Here is a 24,113-nt window from a genome sequence, read left to right as displayed (position 1 = left end):
CTCCTACTCGGTCGAGACGCCCATTGCTCGCGCGATGGCCACCGCGGTGACCTCGATGATCCCGGGCACGTAGAAGACGATCCCGATGAAGATCGCCAGGATGATGAATTGCGCGAACCGGGTGATCTCCCTGGTGAACAGGAAGAAGATCGCGACGACCGACACGATCACCAGGAACAGCGGCCCGAAGAAGCCACGCAGGAAGTCGGCGAGCCCCGAGGTGTCGGGGGCGTCCTCGGTGGCCGCCAGCGCGAGAGGGGCCGCGACGTCCAGAGCCGCGTGCGTGAGACTGGAGAGCAGGGGGAGCATGTCAGTCGCCGTCCCCTCGCGTCTCACATCTGTGCTGCATGGTGCTTCTTCTCCTTGGCTTCGAGCCCTGCCGGGATGGTGCGGCGATCACTCGCCGAACGACTGCGGGGCTCCTTGGATGTCTCGGACATACCAGGTCTCACCGTCGCGGACGACGGTCAACTCGTAGGTCTGGGTCAGCTCGGCGGGGGTGGACTCGTCGGAACCGGCCAGCCGCCACACCACCGTGGCCGTGACCTGTCGTCCATCATCATCCCTCGAACCGTCCACGGGCACGGCGATATCGGACAGTTCGGCGAATTCCAGGGTGTCCGGCGGCAACTGCTCGATCCGGGCGCCGGGCTCCACGAAGTCGGACAGGAAGCCGGGGTCCTCGGCGTAGGCCGCGAAGAACCGCTCCAGGCGCGGCACCAGCTCGTCGCGGACGGCGGTGTCGGTCTCGGCGGACTCGGGCTCGGGGAGGTCGGCCCGGCCCGGGCTGGCGAGCAGGGCGGGCGGACCGGAGACCACGAGGCTGTCGGAGTCGGCGGCGTAGACGGGGACGTCCAGGCTCATGGGCGCGCCGTTGACGTCGGCGCTCAGGGTGACCACCGCGTTGTGGTCGTCGCGGATGTCGACCCCCACCACGCCGAGGTTCTCGCCGGTGAGCGCGGAGTCCTCGACGGTGAACTCGGTGGCGCGGCCCTCGGGGACGTAGGCGGCGAGCGCCTCGGCGCGCTCCTGGCTCGAATGGCCGCCGGTGTTGAGGTAGACGTCGGCGAAGCGCAGGGCGAACCCGGCCGCGGCGGTCTCGGGGAAGGCGGGCTGCTCGGCGGCGGGCTCCTCGTCGGCGGAGGGCTGGGCGAACCCGTTGCGCAGCGGCTGCCAGACCCCGTTGAAGATGACGACGGCGATGAACGCCCACAGCACGGCGCGGCCGATCCACACCCACCAGCGCCCCCCGGAGCCGGCGCGCAGCCGCCGGGTCCGCTGCGGAGGGTCGCCGAAGTCGTCGTAGAGGTCGGCCGCGTCGGCGGCGTCGTCAGCGGGTCGGCCGCCGCGCCGCGCGGTCGGCTTGCGAGCCATCACGCCTCCCCATCCCGTCCCGAGCACTGGCCCTGGCGGCCGTTTTCCCGAACCATGTCTACCCCATACCTATGGTGCGCCATTGTTTCGGATCTCGACCGCCAATACTCCTCCGTGTTTCGTGTCCATGCACACGGTGCACCCCGGACGCAGCTCAAGATCGAGGGGCGATTGGGGCACTCCGGGGCAATACCAGCAAAACTCAGGAAACAGCCATGGTCAACGCCGTAATTGCGGATGGCCCGGAAAGGAAGCTAGCGCTGTTCAGGAAGGCGGATGTGGCGTTTAGGTCTCTAGAGAGCTCGCGCCGGCCGGTGGCGGCGCCGCACACGGCGGCCACTCCACACCCTAGGCCCCGGGTGTGACATTCCACCCGGTCCCGGGAGGGACCGGCCGCGCGGGCGCGGCCGCGCGCGGCCCTAGACGTTGAAGCGGAACTCCACCGCGTTCCGGCACGTAGGACCATCTGCGTCAGCGCCGGTAGACGTCACGTCGGTTACCTGCCGCGACGACCATGACGAGAAGTTCGTCATCGCGGATCTCGTAGATGACTCGACAGTTCCCCGTGCGAACGCGCCAGGCGTCACGGCCGGTGAGCTTCTTCGATGCCGGAGGTCGAGGCTCATCGGCAAGCAGGGCGAGCACTGCAGTGACCCGCTCCTGTCCGTCCCGCGGGAGCTTCCGGATCTGTCGGCGCGCAGCGGATGAAATCCGGACGGTATAGGTCACAGACCGAGCTCGCGACGGAGCTCGTCGAGCGTGACGCTCTCGCCGCCCTCGGCCTTCGCAGCGTCGTACGCCGCGATGTCCTCCAGTTCTTCGGCTGCCTCCAGCAGCCGATCGAGCGTGTCGACATCCACGATCGCCCCCACTCGCCGATCATGGCGAGTGAGGTACACGGGCTCGCTGTGAGCACGATCGATGAGCCGGCCGAGCTGGTCGCGAGCCTTCGTTGCCGTGATCTCCATGACTCAATACTACCCTGAAATGTACATTGCTGGGTAGCTACCTCGACCTTGGCAGCTACGTCAGCATCGAACCGCGGAGGCACGCGCTCGGCGCATCACAGCGCCCAACGCGCCAGCGCGATCACACGTTGAACCTGAATTCGACCGCGTCGCCGCAGCTAACAACCTCAGCGGACAATGGTCCGCGAGTCGCTGGCCTGATCGCGAGATAACCAGCCGCGAAGCACGTCGATCCACTCGTCGAAGGCGTCGAGGTGCGCATCATGGCTGCCGCCAGAGAGATCGACTCTGACCGTCTCGGGCCTGCGCCGGATCAGCTCGTCCTTGTCGGCATCGCTGAACATCCCGTGCTTGGCGAAAATCGCGAGCGTCGGAACCTGCAGAGCTTCCCACTCGTCCCAGCGCGGTTCATGCACAGCCTCGATCGTGCGTTGCATGACCGCGGCGTCGAAACGCGGGACGAGCCCATCATCCGTCGACTGGAGATCCGCTACCCAGGCATCAACGATCGCGTCATCACCGAGGAACTCGCGGGCAGCGGCCTCGTCCCGGAACGGAACCGGCCAGGACGCGAAGTACGCGCCGAGACCAGCAGCCTCGCGCGGATCGTCACTCCCCGACACATGACCTTCGAGCATCACGAGCCCCTCGACCAGGTCTGGGCGCGCTGCTGCTGCGAGAAAAGCAGTGTGGGCTCCCATCGACTGCCCGACGAGCGTCGCTCGACTCCCTGGGGCGAGCTCCTCGATCGCCGCCACGACGTCGCCGACGAAGGCGCCGCGGGATAGATCATCGGGAAGCCGCGTGCTCGCACCGTGCCCTCGCTGGTCCACGAGCAGGACCCGATGGTCCTGCAACGCTCGCGCCGTGCGCAGCAACTCCCGCGAGCTCCCGGCAAGCCCGTGCAGCAGCACGACGACAGGGCCGTCGCCGCCGAGGTCGGTGACCGCGATGCAGACGCCTCCGGGGCGTTGCACGACGCAGCTGGTCACGCGACCTGTAGCGGCGCGATCGCCGCGATCTGCTCACCTGCTGCGTCCTCGGCGCGGTCGAGCTCATAGTGGCTCTGCAGGTTGATCCAGAACTCGGCCGACGTGCCGAAGTACCTCGCGAGCCGCAGCGCCGTGTCTGCGGTGATCCCCCGCTTGCCGTGCACGATCTCGTTGATCCGCCGGGGCGGGACGCCGATCGACACGGCGAGCTTGTTCTGCGTGATGCCGAAGCCCTCGATGAAGTCCTCCATGAGGACCTCACCCGGGTGAATCGGCTCGATCCTGTCAGTGGTAGTCAACGATCTGCACCTCCTCTGGTCCAGCGTCGGTCCACACGAAGCAGATCCGCCACTGGTCGTTGATCCTGATGCTGTGCTGCCCGACCCGATCGCCCTTGAGCGCCTCGAGCCGATTGCCAGGCGGGACGCGGAGGTCCTCGAGAGACTCTGCAGACCCCACCTGACGTAGCTTGCGCAGCGCGACCCGATGGATCCTCGGATCGATCGAGCGCACGCGCTCACGACGCCACAGCCGTTCGGTGTCCTTGTTGCCGAACGATCTGATCACGAAACCAGTGTATAACGGAGTCCGCCATTAACGCTATACGTTAAACCGGAACTCGACCACGTTCCGTAGCCGAATAACCTTTGCGTACAGCGGGTCTCGCGGTGGCGAGCTTCCGCCGCTCATGGTGCCGATCGCCCGCCTATCCTGGACAAGAGGGCGACCACAGGCCCGCGCGGAGGAGCGAAGGAATGACATCAAGGCCGTGGCAGGGGCGTCGACCGGGGCTGCACCCGGCGTTGTCGACACGTCAGGGGTTCGCGCTCCTTGAAGAGGTCGAGTCAGTGCGCAACCTCCTCCGCGACTCCGTGGAGGCGATCCGGAGCCTTCGCTTCGTCTCCCTGCACGGCGATGGCGTATTCACTCTGGGTAGCATCGGCGTTGAGAAGGCCATGAAGGTCATGCTCGGTTGCAACGAGGTCGAGGCCTCGGGCTCATGGCCTTCCAAGAAAACGCTGAAAGATGACTGGGGCCACGACATCCAGAGGTTAGGTCAGATGCTCGACACGGCGGTTGAACGCGGCCTGGCGCGGTCCACCCACACCGGGTACGCGAAGAGCCTCTCCAATCGGATCAGCGGGAGCGCAACGCTCCCGCTCCTCTTCGCGACGTTCGCACGCTACGGGAAGTCGGGCCGCTTCCATCATTTGGACATCCTCGCCACCAACGAGCCCGGCTCGGATGATCCGCCATCCGAGTACTGGGAGCGAGTCGTATTCCACGTTAGGACCACAGAGCCAGAGTTCGCCGAAGTCCCCTACGGAGAAAACCAAGCGCTGGATGAGTACGAGGCCCGACTGCATGGTCGCATCGCCGACGAGCTTGAAGCCTGGTGGTTCTGCGTCCACCGCCTCGGCGCCATGGGCTGCTTCGGCGACCTGGGCAAGAAGATTGGCTGGGAAATCTGGGAGCCGGGGCGTGGCGAGCCGACGTCCGTAAAGAGCTAGCACACAGCACTAAGACCCGGAGCCGTCCAGGCGAACATCAGAAGCAATCTGGCGGTTGCGCTATCGCGAAGACATGGGCTGAACGAGAAGAAGCGAAACCAGGTCGACGTCCTCTCTGGCTCTGACTTCGGGCAGGTCTGCATCGTCAAGCGCTGACACCGCCATAGCGACCTTCGCTTGCTCGAGTGCAGTCGAGACTGACTGCGCGGACGCGACGGCGGAGTAGAAGCGCGCCGCGAAGACGACAGCGCTGGCATCGTTGATCGAGTCGGACATCGCAATCACAGTCGGTACCGTTTGGAGGAGGTCATCGGCCCCTGCGAGGCTCTCGCAAGCATTGAGCACCACTAGCTGTAGTTGGTCATGACGTTGTCGACGCCGGCGTGGAGGCGTGAGGCCGGGGGCTGATCGCCGCAGGCGGTGTGGGGCCGATGGTAGTTGTAGTGGTGGTTCCAGACGCCGATCGCATCGCGTCGTTCGTTCTCGCTGTCGTAGGCGCGGGCGTAGAGACATTCGTCGGTCATCAGCCGTTGGTAGCGCTCGATCTTCCCGTTGTGCCGTGGTGTGTAGGCCCGAGTGCGCTGCTGCCGGCCAATGAACGCGCTGGTCGAGCGGCGGAACGCTTTGGAGGTGTAGTTCGCTCCGTTGTCCGTGACCAGGCGGGAGATCCGCGTGATGTTGTGAGCGGCGAAGAACACCAGCGCGCGGTGGAAGAACGCGATGGTCGTCACGGCAGTCTCGTTCTCGAGAGCCTCGGTGCAGGCCAGGCGGGAGAACCCGTCCTCCATCGAGTGGAGGTAGGTGTAGCCGACCTTCTGCTTATGAGCGCGCTTGCCCGCCAGGGCCTGGTCGCTGCCGCGGCCGTGGGCCCACCAGCCGCCGCCGTCGGGAATCTTCCCGACCTTCTTCACGTCCATGTGGACCATGTGCCCGGGGTAGCGGGCGATGATCTTCCCTGGGCGGCGCAGGTCCTCCCCCTCCGGAGCGATGTCCCTGATCCGGTTCAGGCCCAGGCGGTCCAGCCAGCGCGTCACAGTCCGCACGCAGCAGCGGATGTGGTGTCGGTCGGCGAGCTCGCGGGCGATCCGGCGGGCGGACCACTTCCGTTTCCGTCGCCAGTGCTCGATCAGCTCGACTACCCAGGCAGCGAGCCTCGAAGGGCGCTCGGCGGGGGCGCTGGAGCGGTCCTCGAGGCCGAGCACGCCGTGGTCGCGATAGCGGGAAACTCACTTCGACAACGTGGCCCGCGCGATGTGGAACTCGGCCGCGACATGCGCGATCGGGCGGCCCTTTCTGATCACCTGGTCGACCGCACGCTCCCTTCCGAGCACGGTCAGCGGGGCATTACGGTGGGTCATGGAACGGGTCCCCTCCCGGACGACGGTTGCTTAGACACCACCCATCGTGCCGGTCAGGGACCCGTTCCTTCATCCCCACTCCGGTGGCTACAACGTCATGACCCGCAACAACTAACCGCTGACAACACGCGTACCACGGCACGTGTCCGAGAACGCTTCTCCCGGGCCGGGATCTTCAGTGCGTTGATCGCACGCACGGCAGAGGCGTACGTACCGACCGTGCCCAACCTGGGAATCGCCTTGGTCATCCCGACTCCGGGTCCGCCAGGAGGAGCACGGAGAACTCGAAGGATGCAGTTGCTCAGGCATCCGCCCGGTCGGATCGTCAGCCTTCCGGAGTGCGCAGGAACCGCGGTCTTCGCGTTGTTTCCGGTCCTCCTCGCCACCAATGAGGTCTGGCCGCGGTTCCCACAACTCGCCTTCCCTAACCACCCGAGTGTGGGCGGAGTGTCGTATGGTGTCCGAAGCTTCGCGTGCCGGTGGCGGACTGCGTCAGGCATGGAGGAGCCGAACTCGAAAGTTCAGTGATGTCTGCTGATCTCGCTTCAAACCTGCAGGTCATCCCTGCGGAGCCGCCGTTCAGCGGTGCCCGTCCTGCGGTGCTGGTGCTGCCGGGTGGTGGCTACCGGTTCCACGCTCCCCATGAGGGTGAGGGCGTCGCCCGGTGGTGGTCCTCCGTCGGCTGCCACGCAGCGGTGCTGCACTACCCGCTACCGTCCGAGTCGCCCTGGCCGTCGCCGCTCGCGGCCGCGCGGGAAGCGCTGCAGTGGTGGCGCACCGGAGACCATGGCCTGGCGGTCGATGCCCGCGCAGTGGGTGTCTTCGGCGCCAGTTCGGGTGGGCACCTGGCCGGGCTGCTCGCCACCGGGGCGATCCTGGGCTCGCTGGAGCAGGCGCCGAGTTCGCCGCCGCGGCCGGACTTCGCCGTCCTGGCCTACTCGGTCGCCGACCTCGACCTGCTCCCTGATGTCGCCGTGTCGGGGATGCTCGGCGGCCGGATGGAGTTGCGCGCCGAACTCTCCCCGGTCACCCACCTCGGCGCGGAGACGTGCCCACTGTTCGTCTGGACCACCATGGAGGACCCACCGGGCCTGACGAACGCCCTTCGGTGGGCGGAGGCAGCGCAGGAGGTCGGTGCTTCCCTCGAGTTGCACGTCTACCCGGAAGGCTGGCACGGTCTCGGCCTCGCCGACGGTGTCTCGTGGGGCGACCCGCCAGCCGGCGAACGGATGCCGCCCCTCGCATCGATCCCACACACCGCGACCTGGCGGGACGCCTGTCAACGGTGGCTCGACGACGTTGTCCTGGGTAATGAACCGACAGGACCGGGCGGCCTTACCGCCCCGTCGTCCCGATGATGCACCGAGAGTTTGCCGCAGAACGCCCATAACACAGGGCAGACTCTCGTCCGGCGCCGTGGCAAAGTCGTACGAGGACAACGTGAAGTCAGCGATTCGGCTCGCGAGGCAGCGCCCAGGCAACGCCCGAGACCGAGGCTCGCTGCCACAGAGGACCCCAGGACATTGACGAGGAAAATCCCGTCCGGCACGGCCCCCAGCCTAGGATCGTCACGTGACCGATCGCTCCTCCCGGACCGTCACCACCCACGACTGGCGCACGGATCTCGATGTCGAGCACCTTGCCGAGGTCCGCGACCGGCTCGGCGACACCGAGGCTGCCGGCGGGCGCCGTCACCTCATCCTCGAGATCCTCGCCTACGCGAATGAGGAGGCCGAGAGCCAGGGCCGCGCCGGCACCGTCATCATCACGGTCTTCCCGCATGGGCGGGTGCGCGTCGCCGATGACGGGCGAGGCACTGACACCCGGCGGGACAGTCGGGGCCGGGTCATACGCAAGCCCGTGATGGCGACGGCCGACCTGCGGTTCCGGGCCGAGGCGACCGCGCCCCTGCTGCCCGACGGGCTACCGCGGGGCGGGATGTCCACGGTCCCGCCAATCGGTGTGGATCTCGCCGGACAGGTAGACAGTGAAACTTATGGCTCGAGCCTCCATTATCGCTGGGAGCGGGGTTGCCCCCTCGTCGTCATCTGATGTCGAGTCTAGACATCAGGCTGGGCGTGCGACTCGCCCACCGTCATCACCGTCGAGCGGTCGTGCTCGTGGCGAGCGCGCGCTCGGAGGGCAGCACCAGGAGCGCGCCCCCTGCGCCGAGGAGTAGCAGCCAGGCAGCGACGTGCATCGCCAACCCGTACCCCGCCGTCAGCGTTTCAGCGGTGAGCTCACTCCCGGTGCGGTGCTGAGCGAGGGTCCCCAGCACCGCGAGCCCTACTGACGCACCGATCTGACGGGCGCTGGACAGCAGGCCGGAGGCCATCCCGGCTTCGTCGTCATCCACTCCGCGCGTCGCTGTGGAGACCACGGGGCCTAGGCACAGTCCGAAGCCGATGCTCGCCACCAAGGATGGTCCGAGGACGTCGACGAGAAAGCTTCCGTCAGGCCGCATGAAACCGAACCACATGAACCCCACCGCCGTGAGGGGGACGCCGGTGAGCATGAGTGAGCGCGGCGGGAGGTGTCTGCCGACGCCGGTGGCGACCACGGCACCGACGATCACCCCGAGCGCGAACGGCAGGAACATCAGCCCGGCGACGGCCGGTGAGTTCCCGAGCACCGTCTGGACGTACAGCGACAGGATGTAGAAGCACGAGGCCATCGCAGCGCCGATGAGCAGATTGATGACGTTCGCGCCCGTGACACTGCGGTTGGCCAGCAGACCGAGGCGCAGGAGGGGGTCGCGGTGCGGAGATCTCTCCACGACGACGAAGAGCGCGAGGAGCAGAGCCGCCCCGGCGAGCACGACGATTGTCTGGGGAGCGGTCCACCCGAGATCCGCCGCCCGCACCACACCGTAGACAAGCGCTGTCATCCCGGTCGTTGCCAGCGCGCCACCGAGGACGTCCGGGCGCTTCGCGCGCACAACGCGGGCGTCCCCCGGCAGGGACCGCCAGGCGAGCCACAGGGGAACCAGGGCAACGGGGACGTTGAGCAGCATTACCCATCGCCATCCCGCGAGTTCGGTGACGACTCCGCCCAGCACGACCCCGAGCGCTGCACCGAGCGCGTTGACGGCGCTCCAGATCCCGAACGCGCGCGCCCGCGCTCGCCCCTCGGGGAACGTCGTGGTGAGCACCGCCAGTGAGGCCGGTTGCATGGCGGCGGCACCCACGCCTTGAAGGCCGCGGGCGGCGACCAGGACTCCGGGGGACGTCGCCAGACCGGCCAGCAGGGACGACAGGGCGAAGACCAGCAGGCCAATGATGAGCACGCGGCGATGTCCGAGGAGGTCGGCCACCTTGCCACCGAGAAGGAGCAGCCCCCCGAAGGTCAGCGCATAGGCGTGGATGACCCAGGACAACTCGCTCGATTCGAAGCCGAGTCCGGCGGCGATATCGGGAAGTGCGACATTGACGATGCAGAGGTCGAGGGAGACCAGGAGTTGGACTCCGTTGACCGCCGTGAGGGTCGGGCCAGGCTTCCGAGCTGAGTCCGGCCCGGACATGACAGATGAGTCTTTCATCGACGACTTCTTTCGTTTGGGCTCGCCGTGGTCGAGGCGAGGAAGACGTGGTGGACGGCCGCCGCGGCGGTCGTGCCTACTGGGTGAGTGCTTGCCGACCGCCTTGGCGGCAGCCGGAACTGGCCCGCTCGCCGATGGTCGTGCGCAGGCGAGGTCCCGCCCCCGACTCACCGCGCCGCCAGCATGTGACGGCGTCCGTGGGCAGCGCTCGAGTGCGGTCCTGCGGGGGCGTGGTCTGCTCAGCCCCGACCGACCCGCAGGTCCGGGGCAGGCACGTTCAGTCTCGTTGGGGCAGCTGGTCGAGGGCGCCGTGGACGAGCGCCCGGATACCGTCCGTGTAGGTGCCCTTGGCCGCCAGCGCCGGCCAGGCTCGCCCGATCGACGCCAACTGAGGAACTACCTCGGGATCGCGGCCGTCGAAGGGGGCGGCGTCCTCCTTCAGGAGGCGTGCGCGGTCCACCCCGGAACGAGTCCGCTCCCTGGTGCGAGCATGGACGAGGAGCTCTCCGACGGTGAGGTACCAGAGGTTCCGGAACAACGCCACGGCCTGGTCGGCGGTGCACCCGCCGCGGCGTGCGCCGTCGAGGATGGCCTCGACGAACCACAGGGCCTCGTCGCTCAGCCGACCGACGAACCCGTCGACCGTGAGCACCTCGGCCGCCCACGGCAGGTCGCGCAGTGCGTCATGGAGGGCGATCGTGGCCGCGCACACTCTCGCGCGGGGCTCCGACGGCAGGTCCGGACGCGGCAGTCCGGCCGCGTAGTCACTGATCAGCCGGACCAGCAGGTCCTCACGGTCACGCACGTGGTGGTAGATGGTTGCCGCGCCGATGCCGAGCTCCCGGGCCAGGCTACGGATGGTGAGGCTCTCCCATCCCTCCGCCTCGATGAGGCGCCAGGCCGCGGCGAGTATATCCTCCTGAGATGTCGCCGGGGGGCGCCCTCGCCGCCGCGGCCGCTGCGCGTCGGGCCGTTCCGCCATGCTCGTCCCCTCTGACAATGTCCAGCATCATGACCGGCGCCTCGCGCTGCGGACGAGCAGTCCGACTGCGACGGCTCCGGCGAGCGCGGGTAGCGCCACGAGGAGCCCCCACTGCGCCGGGAAGACCGGGCTCCCGTACTCGGTGACGAACAGCATGGCGAGTGCAGTGGCCAGGTTCGCCACCACCATAAAGGCACCGGCACCGATCGCCCCGCCTCGGCTCACCCATGATGTCACAGCGGCGACCAGCCACAGGATCGCGAGCGTGCCGGCCACCGCGTACACCACGAGGTACAGCAGCCCGGTGTCGACCGGCACGCCGTGTGCGCCGTACATGGCTGCGGCGTACGCCTCCAGGGACCGCATCGACTGCTGGTCCACGGCGGCGGCCAGGGCCGGGACGGCCGAGAGGATCACTGCCGCCCCGAGCGCCATCCGTCCGCGTGTCCGCGGGCTTGCCGCGGTCTCGTTGGTCTGCTCACTGCGTTTTTCGAACATGTTCCTAAATTAGCCCCCGAGGAAGGCGCCGTCAAGGTGACGGCGCGATCGCCGTCGAATAGACGGCGCAACCTCCCGGCCGAAAGAACGGCGCAACTTCCCACCGAGAATGACGCTTGCGTTACAGGCGTTATGCTCCTGTCATGGCTGACCCGGTGGGCGCGTTCCGCGACGACGCGGCGCGGGCGCGCTTCCTGCTCGCCTTCGATCGGGCCATGAGTTCCTGGCCGGATCGAACCGACCACACCGTGCAGACGAGTTATGGCCGGACCGCGGTGTCGGCGTCGACCGCGGCGCGCGACCGCACCCCAGCCCTCCTCCTGCCGGGCGGCGGGAGCACGATCGCGGCCTGGGGCCCATTCGTCAGGGCGTGGGAGACGGATCGACAGGTCTTCGCAGTCGACACCATTTGGGATGCGGGCAGGAGCGTGCAGACCAGGCCGCTCCCGACCGGCGTCGAGGTCGCCGCCTGGCTGGAAGAGACCCTCGACGGTATAGGGCTGGAGAAGGTGCACCTCGTGGGGTTCTCCTACGGGGGATGGGTCGCACCCACCAACTCGTTCGGAACCCTGCTCGCCTGCAGAGCGTGACGGCGATCGAGCCGCCGGGCTCCCTCGCGGGCATACCCTGGCGCACCTGGGCGAAAATGCTGCTGATGTTGCTCGGCGACGAAGAGCGGTACCTCTCGTACCTGTCCTGGGTGCGCGGCGGCAAGTTGCCTGAGTCTCCGGCACTTGATGTCCTGCTTGCCGGTAAGCGGGAGTTCGCGCCCCGCGGCACGCCGCGCCCGGAACGGGTAACCACGGCACAGTGGCGCGACCTCCGAACCCCTCTCACGGTGGTCATCGGCGGGCGGAGTCACTTCGTCCCCCGGCGCGCAGTGGCTGCCGTTCGTCGCACCGCACCCTCGGTGCGGGTAGAGGTCTTCCCGCATGCCAGCCACGCGGCGCTGGTGGACGAGCCTGACGCGATCAAGAACCTCGTCGGATCGTTCATGGAAGGCACCGATGGCGCAAGACATGCCTGATGCGAAAGCCGAGTTCGTCCAGGAGCGCCTGCTGGAGGCTGCGGCCGAGGCCCTCGCCTCGGGGAGCAATGCTGCGATGCCTCTGCGCATCGTTGCGGCACGGGCCGGCGCCACCACCGGCGCGATCCAGTACTACTTCGGCGACAAGCGCGGCCTGCTCCTCGCCGTCATGCGCAAGCACGGGTTGCGAGTCGTCGCGCGTCTCCAGCTTCTGGAAACCGACACGCTACCGGCGCCACAGGTCCGCGTCCGGAAGATCCTGTTCGAGTTCCTGCCGCTGGACGAAGAACGGCGCCACGAGTGCATCGTTGCCGATGCCTTCGAGAGCCTCGCCGTCCAGGACCCGGCGATGGCCGATGCGTGGCGTGAGCAGTATGCGCTGCTGGCGAAGCTGATCGCCGACCAGCTGCCATATGACTCCGAGACTCGCGCCAGGCACCTCCTGGCCTTCACGGCCGGACTCCGCACCGACGTGCTGCTCGGTCTCTTGACGGCGGAGGACGCCATAGCATCGCTCGACTCCTTCATCGAACTTGCCGTCTCGCCCGGGACGGCCCAGCCCTAGTTGGGCGCCTGCCTGCGGCGCATGCGCTTCGGCAGCGTGAGCAGTTGCGGCAGCCGGGCCACGTCATCAGCGTCGGCAAGGCTCCCCGCCAGGCTGACGAGGGCGACCAGCCGGACCCTTCCGCCCGCCCGTGCCAGCGCCTCCATCTCGTGGTGCCCGTCGAGCAGGAAGTGGCTGAGCCCCCAGGGGGCGTAGGAGTCCGTCGACTCCGGCTCCGCCAGTAGGCAGACGCCCAGGGTGGACAGTGTCACCCCCGTCGGGGCGCGCCCTGCCGGATGAGGTCCACACAGTGCTGGATCCAAGGAGAGTCCAAGCGCGAACTGAAATCCCTCGGGGAGCAGGACCCGAACGTCGACGAGGAGATCGCGCTGCTCACGGAGGCATGCCCCGCCACAGCGATGTAGTCGCCTACGCGGGGACTTTATCTGAGTCTCGTCGCGATGTTGCCATCGAGCGGTACCTAGTCATACCATGTACCAGTACTCATCGAGACAGAGTAGCCCGGAGGAGATCGTGGGCAACCAGATGACGGAGATGCTCAAGGGCACCCTCGAGGGCATCGTGCTCGCAATCCTGGCCGTGCGTCCGGCGTACGGCTACGAGATCACGGCGCACCTGCGCGAGCGCGGGTTCTCCGACATCGTCGAAGGCACCGTCTACGCACTGCTGGTCCGCATCGAGCAGCGGGGCTTCGTCGACGTCGAGAAGGTCCCTTCCGAGAAGGGCCCGCCGCGCAAGGTGTACTCGCTCAACGCCCGCGGGCACGAGCAGCTCGCAGAGTTCTGGAGCACATGGACGTTCCTCGCGGAGCGGATCGAACAGCTCCAAGGCACACAAGACGAAAGCGAGAAGTGAAATGGCCGCGAAGTGGATCGAGTTCCTCACCGGCTCGCTCGATGACAAGAAGGCGTACCGGCAGCACAAAGCCCGCATTGCGGCTCTGCCCGAGCCGTACAGAACGGCCGCGAACGCCTTCGAACGCTAACTCATGTACAACGGCGGCATCACCGATGGTGACCCCGGAGTGATGATGACGATGCTGAACGACTTCGCCGACCTCTGGGAGCGCGCCGCCGCCGACCAGACCCCAGTCGACGCGATCGTCGGCGACGACCCCGTCGAGTTCGCCGACGCGTTCGCCGCCGCCTACTCGGGCAAACGCTGGATCGACAAGGAGCGCGCCCGCCTGACCGAGACCATCGCCGGACTCGATAAGAAGGAGAAGGAGGAACGATGACCACCGCGACGGCTGCCGCCATCCGCGTCCACGGACTCAAGAAGTCCTTCAACGACCTCGACGTGCTGCGCGGCGTCGACTTCGACGTGCCGCGCAGCACGATCTTCGCCCTCCTCGGCTCGAACGGCGCGGGCAAGACGACGGTCATCAGGATCCTGAGCACGTTGCTCAGCGCGGACGCCGGTACGGCTGGTGTCGGCGACTTCGATGTCGCGACGACGCAGCCCCAGCGCGTGCGCGAGTCGATCAGCCTCACCGGGCAATTCGCAGCCGTCGACGAGGTGCTGACCGGTCGCGAGAACCTCGTGCTGGTCGCCCGGCTGCGCCACGTCAAGGATCCCGGAAGGGTCGCCGACGACCTCCTCGCCCGCTTTTCGCTGACGGATGCCGCGACCCGCCGCGTCGCCACCTACTCCGGCGGCATGCGCCGACGCCTCGACATCGCGATGAGCCTCATCGGCGACCCGCCCGTCGTCTTCCTCGACGAGCCGACGACGGGGCTCGACCCGCAGGCGCGTCTGGAGGTGTGGGATGCCGTCACCGAGCTCGCCCGGGCCGGCACAACCGTACTCCTCACGACGCAGGACCTGGACGAGGCCGAGCATCTCGCCGACCGGATAGCGATCCTTCACGAGGGACGCATCATCGTCGACGGCACCCTGGCCGAGCTCAAGCAACTGCTTCCCCCGGCGAAGGTCGAGTACGTCGAGAAGCAGCCGAGCCTGGAAGACGTCTTCCTGGCCCTCACCAAGGAGGTGGGATTATGACCACGCAACCCCTCGGCGACACCGCGGTTCTCACCGGGCGGTCGCTCCGCCACATCCTGCGCAGTCCCGACACGATCATCACCACCGCCGTCACCCCCGTGGCGATCATGGCGCTGTTCGTGTTCGTCTTCGGCGGAGCCATCGACACCGGTTCGTACACGTACATCGACTACATGCTCCCCGGCATCCTGCTCATCACGATTGCGTCCGGCATCGCCTACACCGCGTACCGGCTCTTCATGGACCTGCAGGGCGGGATCTTCGAGCGATTCCAGTCCATGCCGATCGCCCGCTCGACCACTCTGTGGGGTCACGTACTGACCTCCCTCGTGGCCAACACCGTCTCTCTCGCGCTCGTCGTGGGGGTCGCGTTCATCTTCGGGTTCCGCTCCGGAGCGAGCGCGCTGGAATGGCTTGCCGTGGCCGGCATCCTGCTCTTGTTCACCCTCGCGCTCACTTGGCTCGCCGTGATCGCGGGACTGTCGGCGAAGACCGTCGACGGTGCGAGCGCGTTCTCGTACCCGCTCACCTTCCTGCCGTTCATCAGCTCGGCGTTCGTACCGACCGACAGCATGCCGGCCGCCGTGGCGTGGTTCGCCGAGAACCAGCCGGTGACGCCCATCGTCGACACCATCCGGAGCCTGTTCGCCCAGCAACCCGTCGGCACCGACATCTGGGTCACGCTCGCGTGGTCCGTCGGGATCCTCGTGGTGGCGTACTTCCTCGCCCTGGCGGCATACCGTCGGCGGATCGCCGGTTGAGGCAGGTCGATCCCGACGCCGTGCGCCGCGGCCTCCCAGAATGCGGTAATTGTTCGAGAATGGGCACGATCTATTACGGCGGTTCCGCCACCCCCATCCACATCGAAGACCCGCCCTGGCGCACCTAAAGGTCGTCATCGCCACCAAGCCGGCTGTGGGAACTAACAAGCGATACCCGCACAACGGGGGACGTCTCGCGGAGGAGCGCGAGTTGCGAGAGGTCCGCACGCACGGACCGTTGATGCCGACCAGCAGTCCTGTCGGTGCCGCTGACCTGCAGGTCGGGAAGCGGGATACGGAGCGTCTGGCACATCGACTCAACCAGGTCTTCATCAAGGTGTGCCACCCACCCGCTTCCGTCGCTGTAGCGTCGATGACGAGTAATCTCAGCCTGCACCCAAGCCCAGAATGCCGTTGACATCAACGATGGAATGGCGTCGTGCAATGCGTCATACTCCGCAATCTCATCATCGGAATCAACGCCGAGTGGACGCCACCCTTCCTCGGGACATCACTTACCGCCAGACGCTGCGTTACACATTGAATCTAAACTCCACCGAGTTCCGGTACGGAACAACCTCTGGGTTCTACAGGTCTTCCAGTCTCGGTGGGCGGTCATGCGGTATGTGGGGGCCGTCAAGTACGCCATCACCCCTTCCGGAACCCAGACCCGAGATGGCGTCAACGATGCCGGACCGAATCCGTTGTCCCCGGCAACGAATTACCGGTCAGTCCACTGCCCCCGACGCCGTCTCTTCGACGACGAGGACAACCTTGCCGTGCACCCCGCCGGCCTCAAGCCTGGCGTGAGCGTCACCGATGCGGTCGAGAGGATAGACCTCATCGACGATCGGCTGCAGGTGCCCGTCTTCCGCCAACCGAGCCACCTCACCGATGAGTGCAGCGGTCGGGTGCCCGAGGAAGAAGCGTATGCGGCGGCCACCGAAGATGCTCGACGCTGCGATGCCGCCCAGACTTCGCACCTTGCGGTCGACGTCGAATGACACTGCGACCATGCGTCCGCGCGGCGCGAGGTGCTGCCGCAGTCGCCACAGATCGGTGCCACGCGTATCGAACACCACATCGTAGGTTCCGATGGCGTCGAGGGAGGTGCGATAGTCGATCACCTCAGCTGCGCCGAGTCCTCGGACAAACTGTTCACTCGCCTGGCTGGCCAGGGCGGTGACGTGTGCACCGTACATACGGCCAAGCTGCACGGCGACACTGCCCACACCACCGGAGGCGCCGCGCACCAGCAGTCGTTCGCCGGCCCGCAGCCGGGCCTTGTCCCGGAGCCCGACGACTGCGGTCGCAGCCCCGGCCAGCACGCTGACCGCGTCCGCTGCGCTCCACCCCTCGGGCATCCGGGAAACCCGGCCCGTATCGATCGCCACCGCCTCTGCGGCCGCGCCCACCGAGCCGCGCTCGTCGACGGTTCCCCACACCCGGTCCCCGATCGAGAACTCGGTGACGCCGGGCCCCAGCGCGAGGATCTCACCTGCAAAGTCGATGCCAACGTACCTCGGCAGGCTTACCCGGGCGAGTGCACGCAATTTGCCCCGCCGCTGGGCAATCTCGCCGCCGTTGACGGAACTGGCTTCAACCTTGACGAGAACCTGCCCTGCGCCCGCCGCCGGCATCGCGACCCGCATGACCTCCAGGACCTCGGGTCCGCCGTAGCGGCGGAAGCCCGCTGCTGCCATCGTCATCGTGATCTCACACTCCCTGACTCGTTCGTACCTTCCGGAGCAAAGGTACTGCGGAAGTGGGCAGGCCTATCCGTTTTCCGGTAAAGTGGGAGCGTACTCCTGTTCGGTCTCTCGCATCGGAGGTGAGGTCGTGGCCGAGTCGATGAATCGAGCGGATGCGCGTCGAAACCGCGTTCGCATCGTCGACGCAGCTCGCGCGGCGTTCTCCGACCATGGGCTCGAGGTGTCGGCCGCCGCGGTCGCACGCCACGCCGGTGTGGGCACGGCCACGTTGTACCGGCATTTTCCCACCCGCTCCGACCTGATCGACGCCGTGTTCGGCCACGAGATCGAGCACTGCCTGGCCATCCTCGCGGACGCCGCCAGAACCTCGGACCCGTGGCGAGGGCTCGGTAAGGCGCTCGATGCAGTCGTCGAACTTGAGTTGGCTGCGCCAGGCCTTGCGAGCCTCATCACGACGAGCGACCGGTCCGCGCCGCTCCTCGAGGGATTCGACCGTCACGTGCGGCAGGATCTCGAGCGCCTTGCCGCCCGGGTGCGCGACACCCGCGAGGCCCGCCCCGATCTGACCAGCGGGGACATCGCCTTGCTTCTCACCGGTGTTCGCGCCATCGCGGTTGGCGGTGGTCCTCACATCCGGGCCCGCTGCCGCAGGTACATCACGCTCATCACCGAAGGCCTGCGCCGTCACCCATAGCCCATGCGCGCGAAGGCGCGACAGCCCGCTGTCGGCCGCTCCCGGATCACCTGGGTGGCTGACCGGAGACAGATCTGGTGATTCTCCCTGATCGTCTAGAGCACGCCATGAAGGCGGTCGTTCGAAAGCCCTCGTCAGCGGGATCACGCCCAGAGGTTCAGTTCGAGAAACGAAATTCAACCGAGTTCCGGCACGGAGCAACCTCTGCACAGCTGACAGCCGCGCAGAACCGTCGAATGCGACCGGGCATTCTGTTTCACTGGAGATCATGAACCTCGAACCGACGGATCCTTTGACGCGCGTCCCGTTCCCTTTGAAGGGCAAGTCCGCTGTCGTGACCGGGGTCAGCCGCCGCGCGGGAATCGGGTACGCCATCGCATGCAGACTCGCCGCATACGGAGCCAACGTGTTTTGTCACCACTTTTCCCCACATGATGCCGACCAGGAGTGGGGCAGCGACGACATCACCGCGGTACTCGAAGGCGTTCGATCACACGCCGTGGGCGATGCACGAGTTGCTGACTTCCACGCCGATCTGACCGAGCCAAACGCCGCCGAGCAGGTGATCGACGCAGCCGTGAGCGAGTTCGGCCATGTCGATGCATTGGTCTGCAATCAAGCGCTATCAGGATCCGACGGCCCCATCGGTGAGTTGAGTGCCGCAGATCTCGACCAACACTGGGCAGTCGACGCACGCGCTTCGATTCTGCTCGCCCAGTCCTTCGCTACACATCACGTCCCGGGGACGCCGGCGTCAATCGTCTTCCTCACATCGGGACAGGACCTCGGCCCGATGCCCGGCGAGGTCGCATATGCAGCAGCCAAGGCCGCGATTGCCGGAGTGACGACGACGATCGCCGATCAACTCGCCGACGACGGCATTCGGGTGAACACCATCAATCCAGGCCCCGTCGACACCGGGTATCTCACCGACGACATGTGGCAGTTCGTGAAGCCCATGTTCCCGTTCGGGCGATACGGACAACCGGACGACCCTGCGCGCCTTATCGCGTGGCTCGTAACCGACGAGGCATCGTGGCTCACAGGCCAGATCATCAATACCGAGGGCGGGTTCGGGCGCTGGCGTCCCCGCGGAAGCTAACCTTCAGACGTTGAAGCGGAACTCCACCACGTCGCCGTCGGCCATCACGTAGTCCTTGCCCTCCATGCGGGCCTTGCCCGCCGCCTTGACGGCCTGCATCGAGCCCGCCTCGACGAGGTCGTCGTAGGAGACGACCTCGGCCTTGATGAACCCGCGCTGGAAGTCGGTGTGGATGGCCCCGGCCGCCTCGGGGGCGGTGGCGCCCTTCTTGATGGTCCAGGCCCGCGCCTCCTTGGGCCCGGCCGTGAGGAAGGTCTGCAGGCCCAAGGTCGCGAAGCCGACGCGGGCGAGCTGGGCCAGGCCGGATTCGGTCTGCCCCATGGACTCCAGCAGCTCGGCCGCTTCGGCGTCGTCCAGCTCGGCCAGCTCCGACTCGATCTTGGCGTCCAGGAAGATCGCCTCGGCGGGGGCGACCAGCTCGGAGAGCTTGGCGCGCAGGCCGGGGTCGCCCAGTTCGTCGGTGTCGACGTTGAAGACGTAGATGAACGGCTTGACGGTCAGCAGGTTCAGCTCGCGCAGCAGGGCGAGGTCGATCCCGGCCGGGGCGGCGCCCACCGACAGCCCCACGCCCTGGTCCAGCACGTCGCGGGCGCTGCGGGCGGCGGCCAGGACCTCCTGGGCGGTCTTGTCCTTGGCGTTGCGCTTGGCGTCGCGCTCCAGGCGCGGCAGCGCCTTGTCCAGCGTCTGGAGGTCGGCCAGGATCAGCTCGGTGTTGATGGTCTCGATGTCGCGCGAGGGCTCGATGTCGCCGTCGACGTGGGTGACGTCGGGGTCGTTGAAGACGCGGATCACCTGGCAGATGGCGTCGCACTCGCGGATGTTGGCCAGGAACTGGTTGCCCAGGCCCTCGCCCTCGGAGGCCCCGCGGACGATCCCGGCGATGTCGACGAAGTCGACGGTGGCCGGGACCACCTTGGCCGATTCGAACATCGCGGCGAGCTTGTCCAGGCGGGAGTCGGGCACCCCCACGACGCCGACGTTGGGCTCGATGGTGGCGAACGGGTAGTTCGCGGCCAGAGCGTCGTTCTTGGTCAGTGCGTTGAACAGCGTGGACTTGCCGACGTTGGGCAGGCCGACGATCCCTATAGACAGACTCACGGTCGTCGATTCTAGGCGCTGCCCGCCGCCGCCCGGCGCGGCCGAGGAGGCGGATGGCCGCGGAGGCCCGCCGGAGGGGTGCGGGCGGCCGCCGTGCCCTGTTTGGCGGAAACGTCCTGCGCACAAGTGCAAATCGGAGTACGTTCAGGTGCGACCGGTCACGTGGGCGCGGAGACGACGTGCCGTGCGCGGAGGGGGCGCGCGGCCGTGTTTTCGGCCCGGCCGCTGGGGGGCGGCCCGACGCCCGCCGTGACCGGGCGGCACGGGATCCTCCCGTGCCGCAGCGGCGCCATGCCGACCACATGCCGGCCAGCTGTGAGGCATTGGGGGGAACGACATTGGTACACGCCCAAATGAGCGCTTTTGTCCGCCGTTATCCGGCGGTGCGCTACGCCACCCGTCAGATCCGGATCCGACTGCCGCAGCGCCTGGGCGGGCTCGACCCCGCCCACGTGCCGCCCCGCGTGCGGCACTTCGAACTCGCCCTGCCCGCGCGCTCCGGGTGGGCCGGCGGCGGGCCCGCGGCGCTGGCCGTCACCGCGCCGGGCGACCTGCGCGTGCCCCGGCGGCTGCACCACGGCGGCCTGGCCGGGTACGAGCCCGAGGCCACGGCCTGCTTTCTGGCCCTGCTCGAACACGCCCGCCCCGGATCGGTCCTGGACATCGGCGCCAACGTGGGGCTATACGCCGCGCTCGCGGCGGCCCGCGGCCGGCGGCGGGTCTTCGCGTTCGAGCCGACGCCGCAGACCGCCGCGACCGCCCGCGCCATCGCCGCCGACAACGGGCTGGACGTCGAGGTCGTGCAGCTGGCGTTGAGCAACCACAGCGGCACCGCCGCGCTGCGCCTGTCGGCCGCCGCCGACACCGCCAACTCCCTGGCCTGCGGCCCGGGCCCGCAGATCGGGCGCATCCCGGTGACCGTGGACACCCTCTCCCACTGGCGCGAGCGCACGGGCGCCCACCCCGCCGTGGTCAAGGTCGACACCGCGGCCACCGAGCCCGACGTGATCGCCGGCGGGCTGGAGGTGCTGCGCCGCTGCCGCCCGTGGATCCTGTGCGAGGTGCGCCCGCACAACGGCGTGGAGCAGCGGCTGATGGCGCTGCTGGAGCCGTTCGGCTACCGCTGGTACCACCTGAGCGGCGAGCCGCCCTACACCCCCAGCCCGATGATCGGGGGCGCCGGCGCGGCCCACCGCGACCGGATGTGGCTGTTCGCGCCCGAGGCCGTGCCCGAGCGGGTGTGGCGGCTGGCCCGCGCCTGGCGCGCGGCGTTCGCCGGCCGCTGACCCGCCCCGCCGGGCCCGCCCGCCGGGCGTCAGCCGATCTCGACCGGCGCCGTCAGCCGGGTGTCGCCCGCCGACCGGCCCACCACCACGTCGTAGGTGCCGGGCACCGTCCGCCAGGCGTGCGCGGCGGTGTCCCACACCTGCGCGGCGCGCGGCGGCAGGACCACGACCGCCTCGGCGCTGCCGCCGGGTTCGGCGCTGACGGCGGCGAACCCGGCCAGCCACCGGCGCGGGCGCTCGGCGGCCTCGGCGGTGCCGCGCGGCTCCAGGTAGACCTGCACGACCTCGCGTCCGGCCCGTCCCCCGGTGTTGGTCAGTCCGACGGTGACGGTGACCCCGCCGTCGGCGGCGGGCCGGGCCTCCACCCCGGTGTACTCCCAGGTGGTGTAGCCCAGGCCGTGGCCGAACCAGTAGGCGGGCGGGGTCTGGGCGCGCTGCCAGGCGCGGTAGCCGACGAACACGCCCTCGTCGTAGACCAGCCGGCCGTCGGCGGGGCGGACCTCGATCACCGGGACGTCGGCCTCCTCGGCCGGCCAGGTGGTGGGCAGCCGGCCGCCGGGCTCCTCGGCGCCGAGCAGGACGTCGGCCAGTGCGGCGCCCAGCTCCTGCCCGCCGAACCAGGTGACCAGGACGGCGGCCACGTCCTCGCGCCAGGGCATGACCACCGGGGAGCCCGCGTTGACGACCACGACGGTGCGGTCGTTGGCGGCGGCCACGCGCGCGACCAGTTCGTCCTGGCGGCCGGGCAGCCGCAGGTCGGCGCGGTCGAACCCCTCCGACTCCACCTCCTCGGTGGTGGCGGCCACGACCACCGCGACGTCGGCCGCCGCGGCCGCGCGCACGGCCTCCTCGATCAGCTCGTCCTCGCTCGCCCGCGGCTCCAGGTGGTTGACCGCGAACCCGATGAAGGGGAAGGCCCCGAACCCGTCGGGCACCGGCGTGGTGGCCGACACCCGCACCGGGCGCCCGGCGGTCAGCTCGACCTCGACCGTGGACTGCGGCGGGTTGAGCAGCACGGCCGCCGGGTCGGTGCCCTCGATCTCGTTCTCGCCGTCGAAGCGGACCTCGCCGTCGACGCTGAGGGTGAAGCGGCCCACGCCGGTGACGCCGAGGACGTGGGTGCCGGTCGCCTCGGGGGTGAAGGAGCCCGTGACCTCGACGGCCGCCAGGCGCGCCACGTCGATGCCGGCGGGCAGCTCGCCGATCCAGCGGGCGGTGCCGTCGGCCAGCGGCTCTCTGCCCAGCTCGGCGCCGTCGGAGTCGCGGAAGACGGCGGTGAGGGGGTGGCGCAGCGGCGGCAGGCCGCGGCGGGGGTCGGCGCCGATGGCGTGGTCCAGCCGCACGTCCTCGGGCAGCGCCGCGCGCAGGCCCTCCAGCGGGGTGACGGTGTGCTCGCTGAACACGGTGGCGCTGCCGCCGCCGCTGGTGCGGGCCTCGTCGGCGGCCAGGCCGATCAGGGCGACGCGGCGGATCCGGGCGGTGTCGAGGGGCAGGACGCCGCCCTCGTTGCGCAGCAGGGTGAAGGAGCGCGCGGCGACCTCGCGGGCCACGGCGCGGCCGTCGAGGGGCGCGGGCAGGTCGGCCGCCTTCACGACGGGCTCGGCGCCCTCCAGCGCGCCGACGCGGGCGGCCAGGCGCAGCACGCGCCGCGCCATGGCGTCGACGGCGGCCTCGGGCACGCGGCCCTCGCGTACGGCGGCGAGCAGGTGGTCGCCGTAGACGGTGGCGGGCCCGGGCATGGCGACGTCGAGGCCGGCCAGCGCGCAGCCCACCGTGTCGCGCGCGGCGGTCCAGTCGGACACGACGAACCCGTCGAAGCCCCACTCCTCCCGCAGCACCGCGTTGAGGTCGGCGTGCTCGGTCATGGTGGTGCCGTTGACGCTGTTGTAGGCGGCCATGACGCCCCAGGGCCGCGCCTGGGCGACGATCGCCTCGAAGGGGGCGAGGTAGATCTCGCGCAGGGTGCGCTCGTCGACGCGGACGTCGACGGTGAACCGGTCGGTCTCGGAGTCGTTGGCCACGAAGTGCTTGACCGTGGTGGCCACACCGCCCTCCTGCACGCCGGTGACGTAGGCGGCGCCGATGCGGCCGGTGAGGAGGGGGTCCTCGGAGTAGCACTCGAAGTGCCGCCCGCCCAGCGGGGAGCGGTGGATGTTGACGGTGGGCGCCAGCAGCACGTGCACGCCCTTGCGCCGGGCCTCCTGGGCCAGCAGGCGCCCGGCGGTGCGGATGAGGCCGGGGTCCCAGGTTGCGGCGAGGGCGGTGGGGCTGGGCAGCTGGACCGAGGGGTCCTCGGGCGTCCAGCGCTCGCCCCGGACGCCGACGGGGCCGTCGGACATGACCAGGCGGTCCAGGCCGATCTCGGGGTTGGGCGCGATCGCCCACATGGTGGCGCCCGAGAGCAGGCGGACCTTGCCGGTCAGGTCGAGGCGGGCCAGCGCGGCCTCGACGCGGCGCTCGCGCTCGGCCTCGGCGGGGTGCGCGGACGTGAGGTGAGTGGTCATGACGCTCCTGCCGTTCGGGGAATGGGGCGGTGGTGGTGCGGGCTGTGACCGAAACGGGAATTTAACCTACCGATCGCTCGGTAAATAATCCAGTTCCGACCGAACGCGCTGGTCGGCCCGCCCGCCGGCCCCGGTGCCC

Annotated in this window: 30 protein-coding genes and 1 pseudogene; 15 read left to right on the top strand and 16 right to left on the bottom strand. The window is 68.7% G+C overall.

The annotated features are described in order from the left end of the window. Positions 1–3: 3 nt before the first annotated feature. From HNR12_RS20400 to HNR12_RS20370, 7 genes are all read right to left on the bottom strand, one after another. A complete protein-coding gene (locus HNR12_RS20400) occupies positions 4–309 on the bottom strand; it encodes a hypothetical protein (RefSeq protein WP_179769095.1) in 306 nt (101 codons plus the stop codon). Positions 310–396: 87 nt separating this feature from the next. Continuing rightward, complete coding sequence (locus tag HNR12_RS20395) at positions 397–1,374, bottom strand: conjugal transfer protein (protein WP_179769094.1); 978 nt, start codon at positions 1,372–1,374, stop codon at positions 397–399. Positions 1,375–1,845: 471 nt separating this feature from the next. Then, positions 1,846–2,103, bottom strand: coding sequence for a type II toxin-antitoxin system RelE/ParE family toxin (locus HNR12_RS20390; protein WP_179769093.1), 258 nt, complete (start codon positions 2,101–2,103; stop codon positions 1,846–1,848). Beyond that, positions 2,100–2,342, bottom strand: coding sequence for a type II toxin-antitoxin system Phd/YefM family antitoxin (locus tag HNR12_RS20385; protein ID WP_179769092.1), 243 nt, complete (start codon positions 2,340–2,342; stop codon positions 2,100–2,102). The genes HNR12_RS20390 and HNR12_RS20385 overlap by 4 nt, the downstream gene beginning before the upstream one ends. 167 nt (positions 2,343–2,509) lie before the next feature. Beyond that, a complete protein-coding gene (locus HNR12_RS20380; RefSeq protein WP_217781460.1) occupies positions 2,510–3,334 on the bottom strand; it encodes an alpha/beta fold hydrolase in 825 nt (274 codons plus the stop codon). Further along, positions 3,331–3,633 carry a HigA family addiction module antitoxin gene (locus HNR12_RS20375; protein ID WP_044496365.1) on the bottom strand — a complete coding sequence of 101 codons (303 nt, stop codon included), beginning with the start codon at positions 3,631–3,633 and terminating at the stop codon, positions 3,331–3,333. Before HNR12_RS20375 ends, HNR12_RS20380 begins: the two co-directional genes overlap by 4 nt. Continuing rightward, on the bottom strand, positions 3,620–3,901 hold the full coding sequence (locus HNR12_RS20370; protein WP_028850008.1) for a type II toxin-antitoxin system RelE/ParE family toxin: 282 nt from the start codon (positions 3,899–3,901) through the stop codon (positions 3,620–3,622). The genes HNR12_RS20375 and HNR12_RS20370 overlap by 14 nt, the downstream gene beginning before the upstream one ends. A gap of 281 nt (positions 3,902–4,182) precedes the next feature. On the opposite strand from HNR12_RS20370, the gene HNR12_RS20365 reads away from it, so the two are divergent. Further along, positions 4,183–4,845 carry a hypothetical protein gene (locus tag HNR12_RS20365; protein ID WP_179769091.1) on the top strand — a complete coding sequence of 221 codons (663 nt, stop codon included), beginning with the start codon at positions 4,183–4,185 and terminating at the stop codon, positions 4,843–4,845. A 60-nt stretch (positions 4,846–4,905) separates the two neighbouring features. Here HNR12_RS20365 and HNR12_RS20360 read toward each other — a convergent pair whose 3' ends face one another. Together HNR12_RS20360 and HNR12_RS20355 are read right to left on the bottom strand one after the other, a co-directional pair. Continuing rightward, positions 4,906–5,190 carry a CHAT domain-containing protein gene (locus tag HNR12_RS20360; protein WP_338119848.1) on the bottom strand — a complete coding sequence of 95 codons (285 nt, stop codon included), beginning with the start codon at positions 5,188–5,190 and terminating at the stop codon, positions 4,906–4,908. A 2-nt stretch (positions 5,191–5,192) separates the two neighbouring features. Further along, positions 5,193–6,203 (bottom strand): annotated as a pseudogene (locus HNR12_RS20355) (IS481 family transposase). 527 nt (positions 6,204–6,730) lie between these two features. Between HNR12_RS20355 and HNR12_RS20350 the strand changes: the two are divergent. Both HNR12_RS20350 and HNR12_RS20345 read left to right on the top strand, forming a co-directional pair. Further along, on the top strand, positions 6,731–7,561 hold the full coding sequence (locus HNR12_RS20350; protein ID WP_179769089.1) for an alpha/beta hydrolase: 831 nt from the start codon (positions 6,731–6,733) through the stop codon (positions 7,559–7,561). A 214-nt stretch (positions 7,562–7,775) separates the two neighbouring features. Beyond that, a complete protein-coding gene (locus HNR12_RS20345) occupies positions 7,776–8,255 on the top strand; it encodes a hypothetical protein (RefSeq protein WP_217781463.1) in 480 nt (159 codons plus the stop codon). A 46-nt stretch (positions 8,256–8,301) separates the two neighbouring features. On the opposite strand, the gene HNR12_RS20340 is transcribed toward HNR12_RS20345, so the two are convergent. From HNR12_RS20340 to HNR12_RS20330, 3 genes are all read right to left on the bottom strand, one after another. Continuing rightward, on the bottom strand, positions 8,302–9,741 hold the full coding sequence (locus HNR12_RS20340) for an MFS transporter (protein ID WP_175294428.1): 1,440 nt from the start codon (positions 9,739–9,741) through the stop codon (positions 8,302–8,304). Between the two features lie 277 nt (positions 9,742–10,018). Beyond that, entirely contained in the window at positions 10,019–10,723 is a 705-nt protein-coding gene (locus HNR12_RS20335; RefSeq protein ID WP_179769088.1) for a TetR/AcrR family transcriptional regulator, read from the bottom strand. A 27-nt stretch (positions 10,724–10,750) separates the two neighbouring features. Next, positions 10,751–11,221 carry a hypothetical protein gene (locus HNR12_RS20330; protein WP_179769087.1) on the bottom strand — a complete coding sequence of 157 codons (471 nt, stop codon included), beginning with the start codon at positions 11,219–11,221 and terminating at the stop codon, positions 10,751–10,753. Between the two features lie 143 nt (positions 11,222–11,364). On the opposite strand from HNR12_RS20330, the gene HNR12_RS20325 reads away from it, so the two are divergent. From HNR12_RS20325 to HNR12_RS20315, 3 genes are read left to right on the top strand one after another with little or no spacing between them, the layout of a single operon-like run. Further along, positions 11,365–11,811, top strand: coding sequence for an alpha/beta fold hydrolase (locus HNR12_RS20325; RefSeq protein WP_179769086.1), 447 nt, complete (start codon positions 11,365–11,367; stop codon positions 11,809–11,811). After that, positions 11,808–12,248 carry an alpha/beta fold hydrolase gene (locus tag HNR12_RS20320; RefSeq protein WP_179769085.1) on the top strand — a complete coding sequence of 147 codons (441 nt, stop codon included), beginning with the start codon at positions 11,808–11,810 and terminating at the stop codon, positions 12,246–12,248. Before HNR12_RS20325 ends, HNR12_RS20320 begins: the two co-directional genes overlap by 4 nt. Next, complete coding sequence (locus HNR12_RS20315) at positions 12,229–12,813, top strand: TetR family transcriptional regulator C-terminal domain-containing protein (RefSeq protein ID WP_179769084.1); 585 nt, start codon at positions 12,229–12,231, stop codon at positions 12,811–12,813. The genes HNR12_RS20320 and HNR12_RS20315 overlap by 20 nt, the downstream gene beginning before the upstream one ends. Here the strand turns inward: HNR12_RS20315 and HNR12_RS20310 are convergent. After that, entirely contained in the window at positions 12,810–13,064 is a 255-nt protein-coding gene (locus HNR12_RS20310; protein WP_179769083.1) for a hypothetical protein, read from the bottom strand. The two genes, HNR12_RS20315 and HNR12_RS20310, sit on opposite strands and share 4 nt — an antisense overlap. A gap of 24 nt (positions 13,065–13,088) precedes the next feature. Here HNR12_RS20310 and HNR12_RS29225 point away from each other — a divergent pair, with 24 nt between their 5' ends. The 6 genes from HNR12_RS29225 to HNR12_RS20290 all read left to right on the top strand — a co-directional run bounded on the left by HNR12_RS29225 (position 13,089) and on the right by HNR12_RS20290 (position 15,578). Beyond that, a complete protein-coding gene (locus tag HNR12_RS29225) occupies positions 13,089–13,217 on the top strand; it encodes a hypothetical protein (protein WP_274613883.1) in 129 nt (42 codons plus the stop codon). 109 nt (positions 13,218–13,326) lie between these two features. Then, a complete protein-coding gene (locus HNR12_RS20305; protein ID WP_179769082.1) occupies positions 13,327–13,668 on the top strand; it encodes a PadR family transcriptional regulator in 342 nt (113 codons plus the stop codon). Between the two features lies 1 nt (position 13,669). Then, positions 13,670–13,798 carry a DUF1048 domain-containing protein gene (locus tag HNR12_RS27905; RefSeq protein WP_218901991.1) on the top strand — a complete coding sequence of 43 codons (129 nt, stop codon included), beginning with the start codon at positions 13,670–13,672 and terminating at the stop codon, positions 13,796–13,798. Between the two features lie 42 nt (positions 13,799–13,840). Continuing rightward, positions 13,841–14,050: a DUF1048 domain-containing protein gene (locus HNR12_RS27900; protein WP_218901990.1), complete on the top strand. Its 210-nt coding sequence runs from the start codon at positions 13,841–13,843 to the stop codon at positions 14,048–14,050. Then, the gene (locus tag HNR12_RS20295; RefSeq protein WP_179769081.1) at positions 14,047–14,817 is read left to right on the top strand and encodes an ABC transporter ATP-binding protein; all 771 of its coding nucleotides are present in this window, start codon (positions 14,047–14,049) and stop codon (positions 14,815–14,817) included. Before HNR12_RS27900 ends, HNR12_RS20295 begins: the two co-directional genes overlap by 4 nt. After that, entirely contained in the window at positions 14,814–15,578 is a 765-nt protein-coding gene (locus HNR12_RS20290) for an ABC transporter permease (protein WP_179769080.1), read from the top strand. Before HNR12_RS20295 ends, HNR12_RS20290 begins: the two co-directional genes overlap by 4 nt. Before the next feature lie 728 nt (positions 15,579–16,306). Here the strand turns inward: HNR12_RS20290 and HNR12_RS20285 are convergent. After that, complete coding sequence (locus tag HNR12_RS20285; protein WP_308118388.1) at positions 16,307–17,287, bottom strand: NAD(P)-dependent alcohol dehydrogenase; 981 nt, start codon at positions 17,285–17,287, stop codon at positions 16,307–16,309. 130 nt (positions 17,288–17,417) lie between these two features. On the opposite strand from HNR12_RS20285, the gene HNR12_RS20280 reads away from it, so the two are divergent. After that, positions 17,418–17,984: a TetR/AcrR family transcriptional regulator gene (locus HNR12_RS20280; protein ID WP_217781467.1), complete on the top strand. Its 567-nt coding sequence runs from the start codon at positions 17,418–17,420 to the stop codon at positions 17,982–17,984. 268 nt (positions 17,985–18,252) lie between these two features. Then, the gene (locus HNR12_RS20275; protein WP_179769079.1) at positions 18,253–19,086 is read left to right on the top strand and encodes an SDR family oxidoreductase; all 834 of its coding nucleotides are present in this window, start codon (positions 18,253–18,255) and stop codon (positions 19,084–19,086) included. Between the two features lie 3 nt (positions 19,087–19,089). On the opposite strand, the gene ychF is transcribed toward HNR12_RS20275, so the two are convergent. After that, on the bottom strand, positions 19,090–20,184 hold the full coding sequence (ychF, locus tag HNR12_RS20270; protein WP_179769078.1) for a redox-regulated ATPase YchF: 1,095 nt from the start codon (positions 20,182–20,184) through the stop codon (positions 19,090–19,092). A 353-nt stretch (positions 20,185–20,537) separates the two neighbouring features. Here ychF and HNR12_RS20265 point away from each other — a divergent pair, with 353 nt between their 5' ends. Next, complete coding sequence (locus HNR12_RS20265; RefSeq protein ID WP_179769077.1) at positions 20,538–21,470, top strand: FkbM family methyltransferase; 933 nt, start codon at positions 20,538–20,540, stop codon at positions 21,468–21,470. Between the two features lie 29 nt (positions 21,471–21,499). Here the strand turns inward: HNR12_RS20265 and HNR12_RS20260 are convergent, their stop codons facing one another. Next, on the bottom strand, positions 21,500–23,974 hold the full coding sequence (locus tag HNR12_RS20260) for a beta-glucosidase (protein WP_179769076.1): 2,475 nt from the start codon (positions 23,972–23,974) through the stop codon (positions 21,500–21,502). Positions 23,975–24,113 lie beyond the last annotated feature (139 nt).

Origin of the sequence: Streptomonospora nanhaiensis (genome assembly GCF_013410565.1) — a bacterium.
GTDB classification, from domain to species: domain Bacteria; phylum Actinomycetota; class Actinomycetes; order Streptosporangiales; family Streptosporangiaceae; genus Streptomonospora; species Streptomonospora nanhaiensis.
Note: the sequence above shows the minus strand (reverse complement) of the source record. Positions and strands in the feature narration are given on the sequence as shown.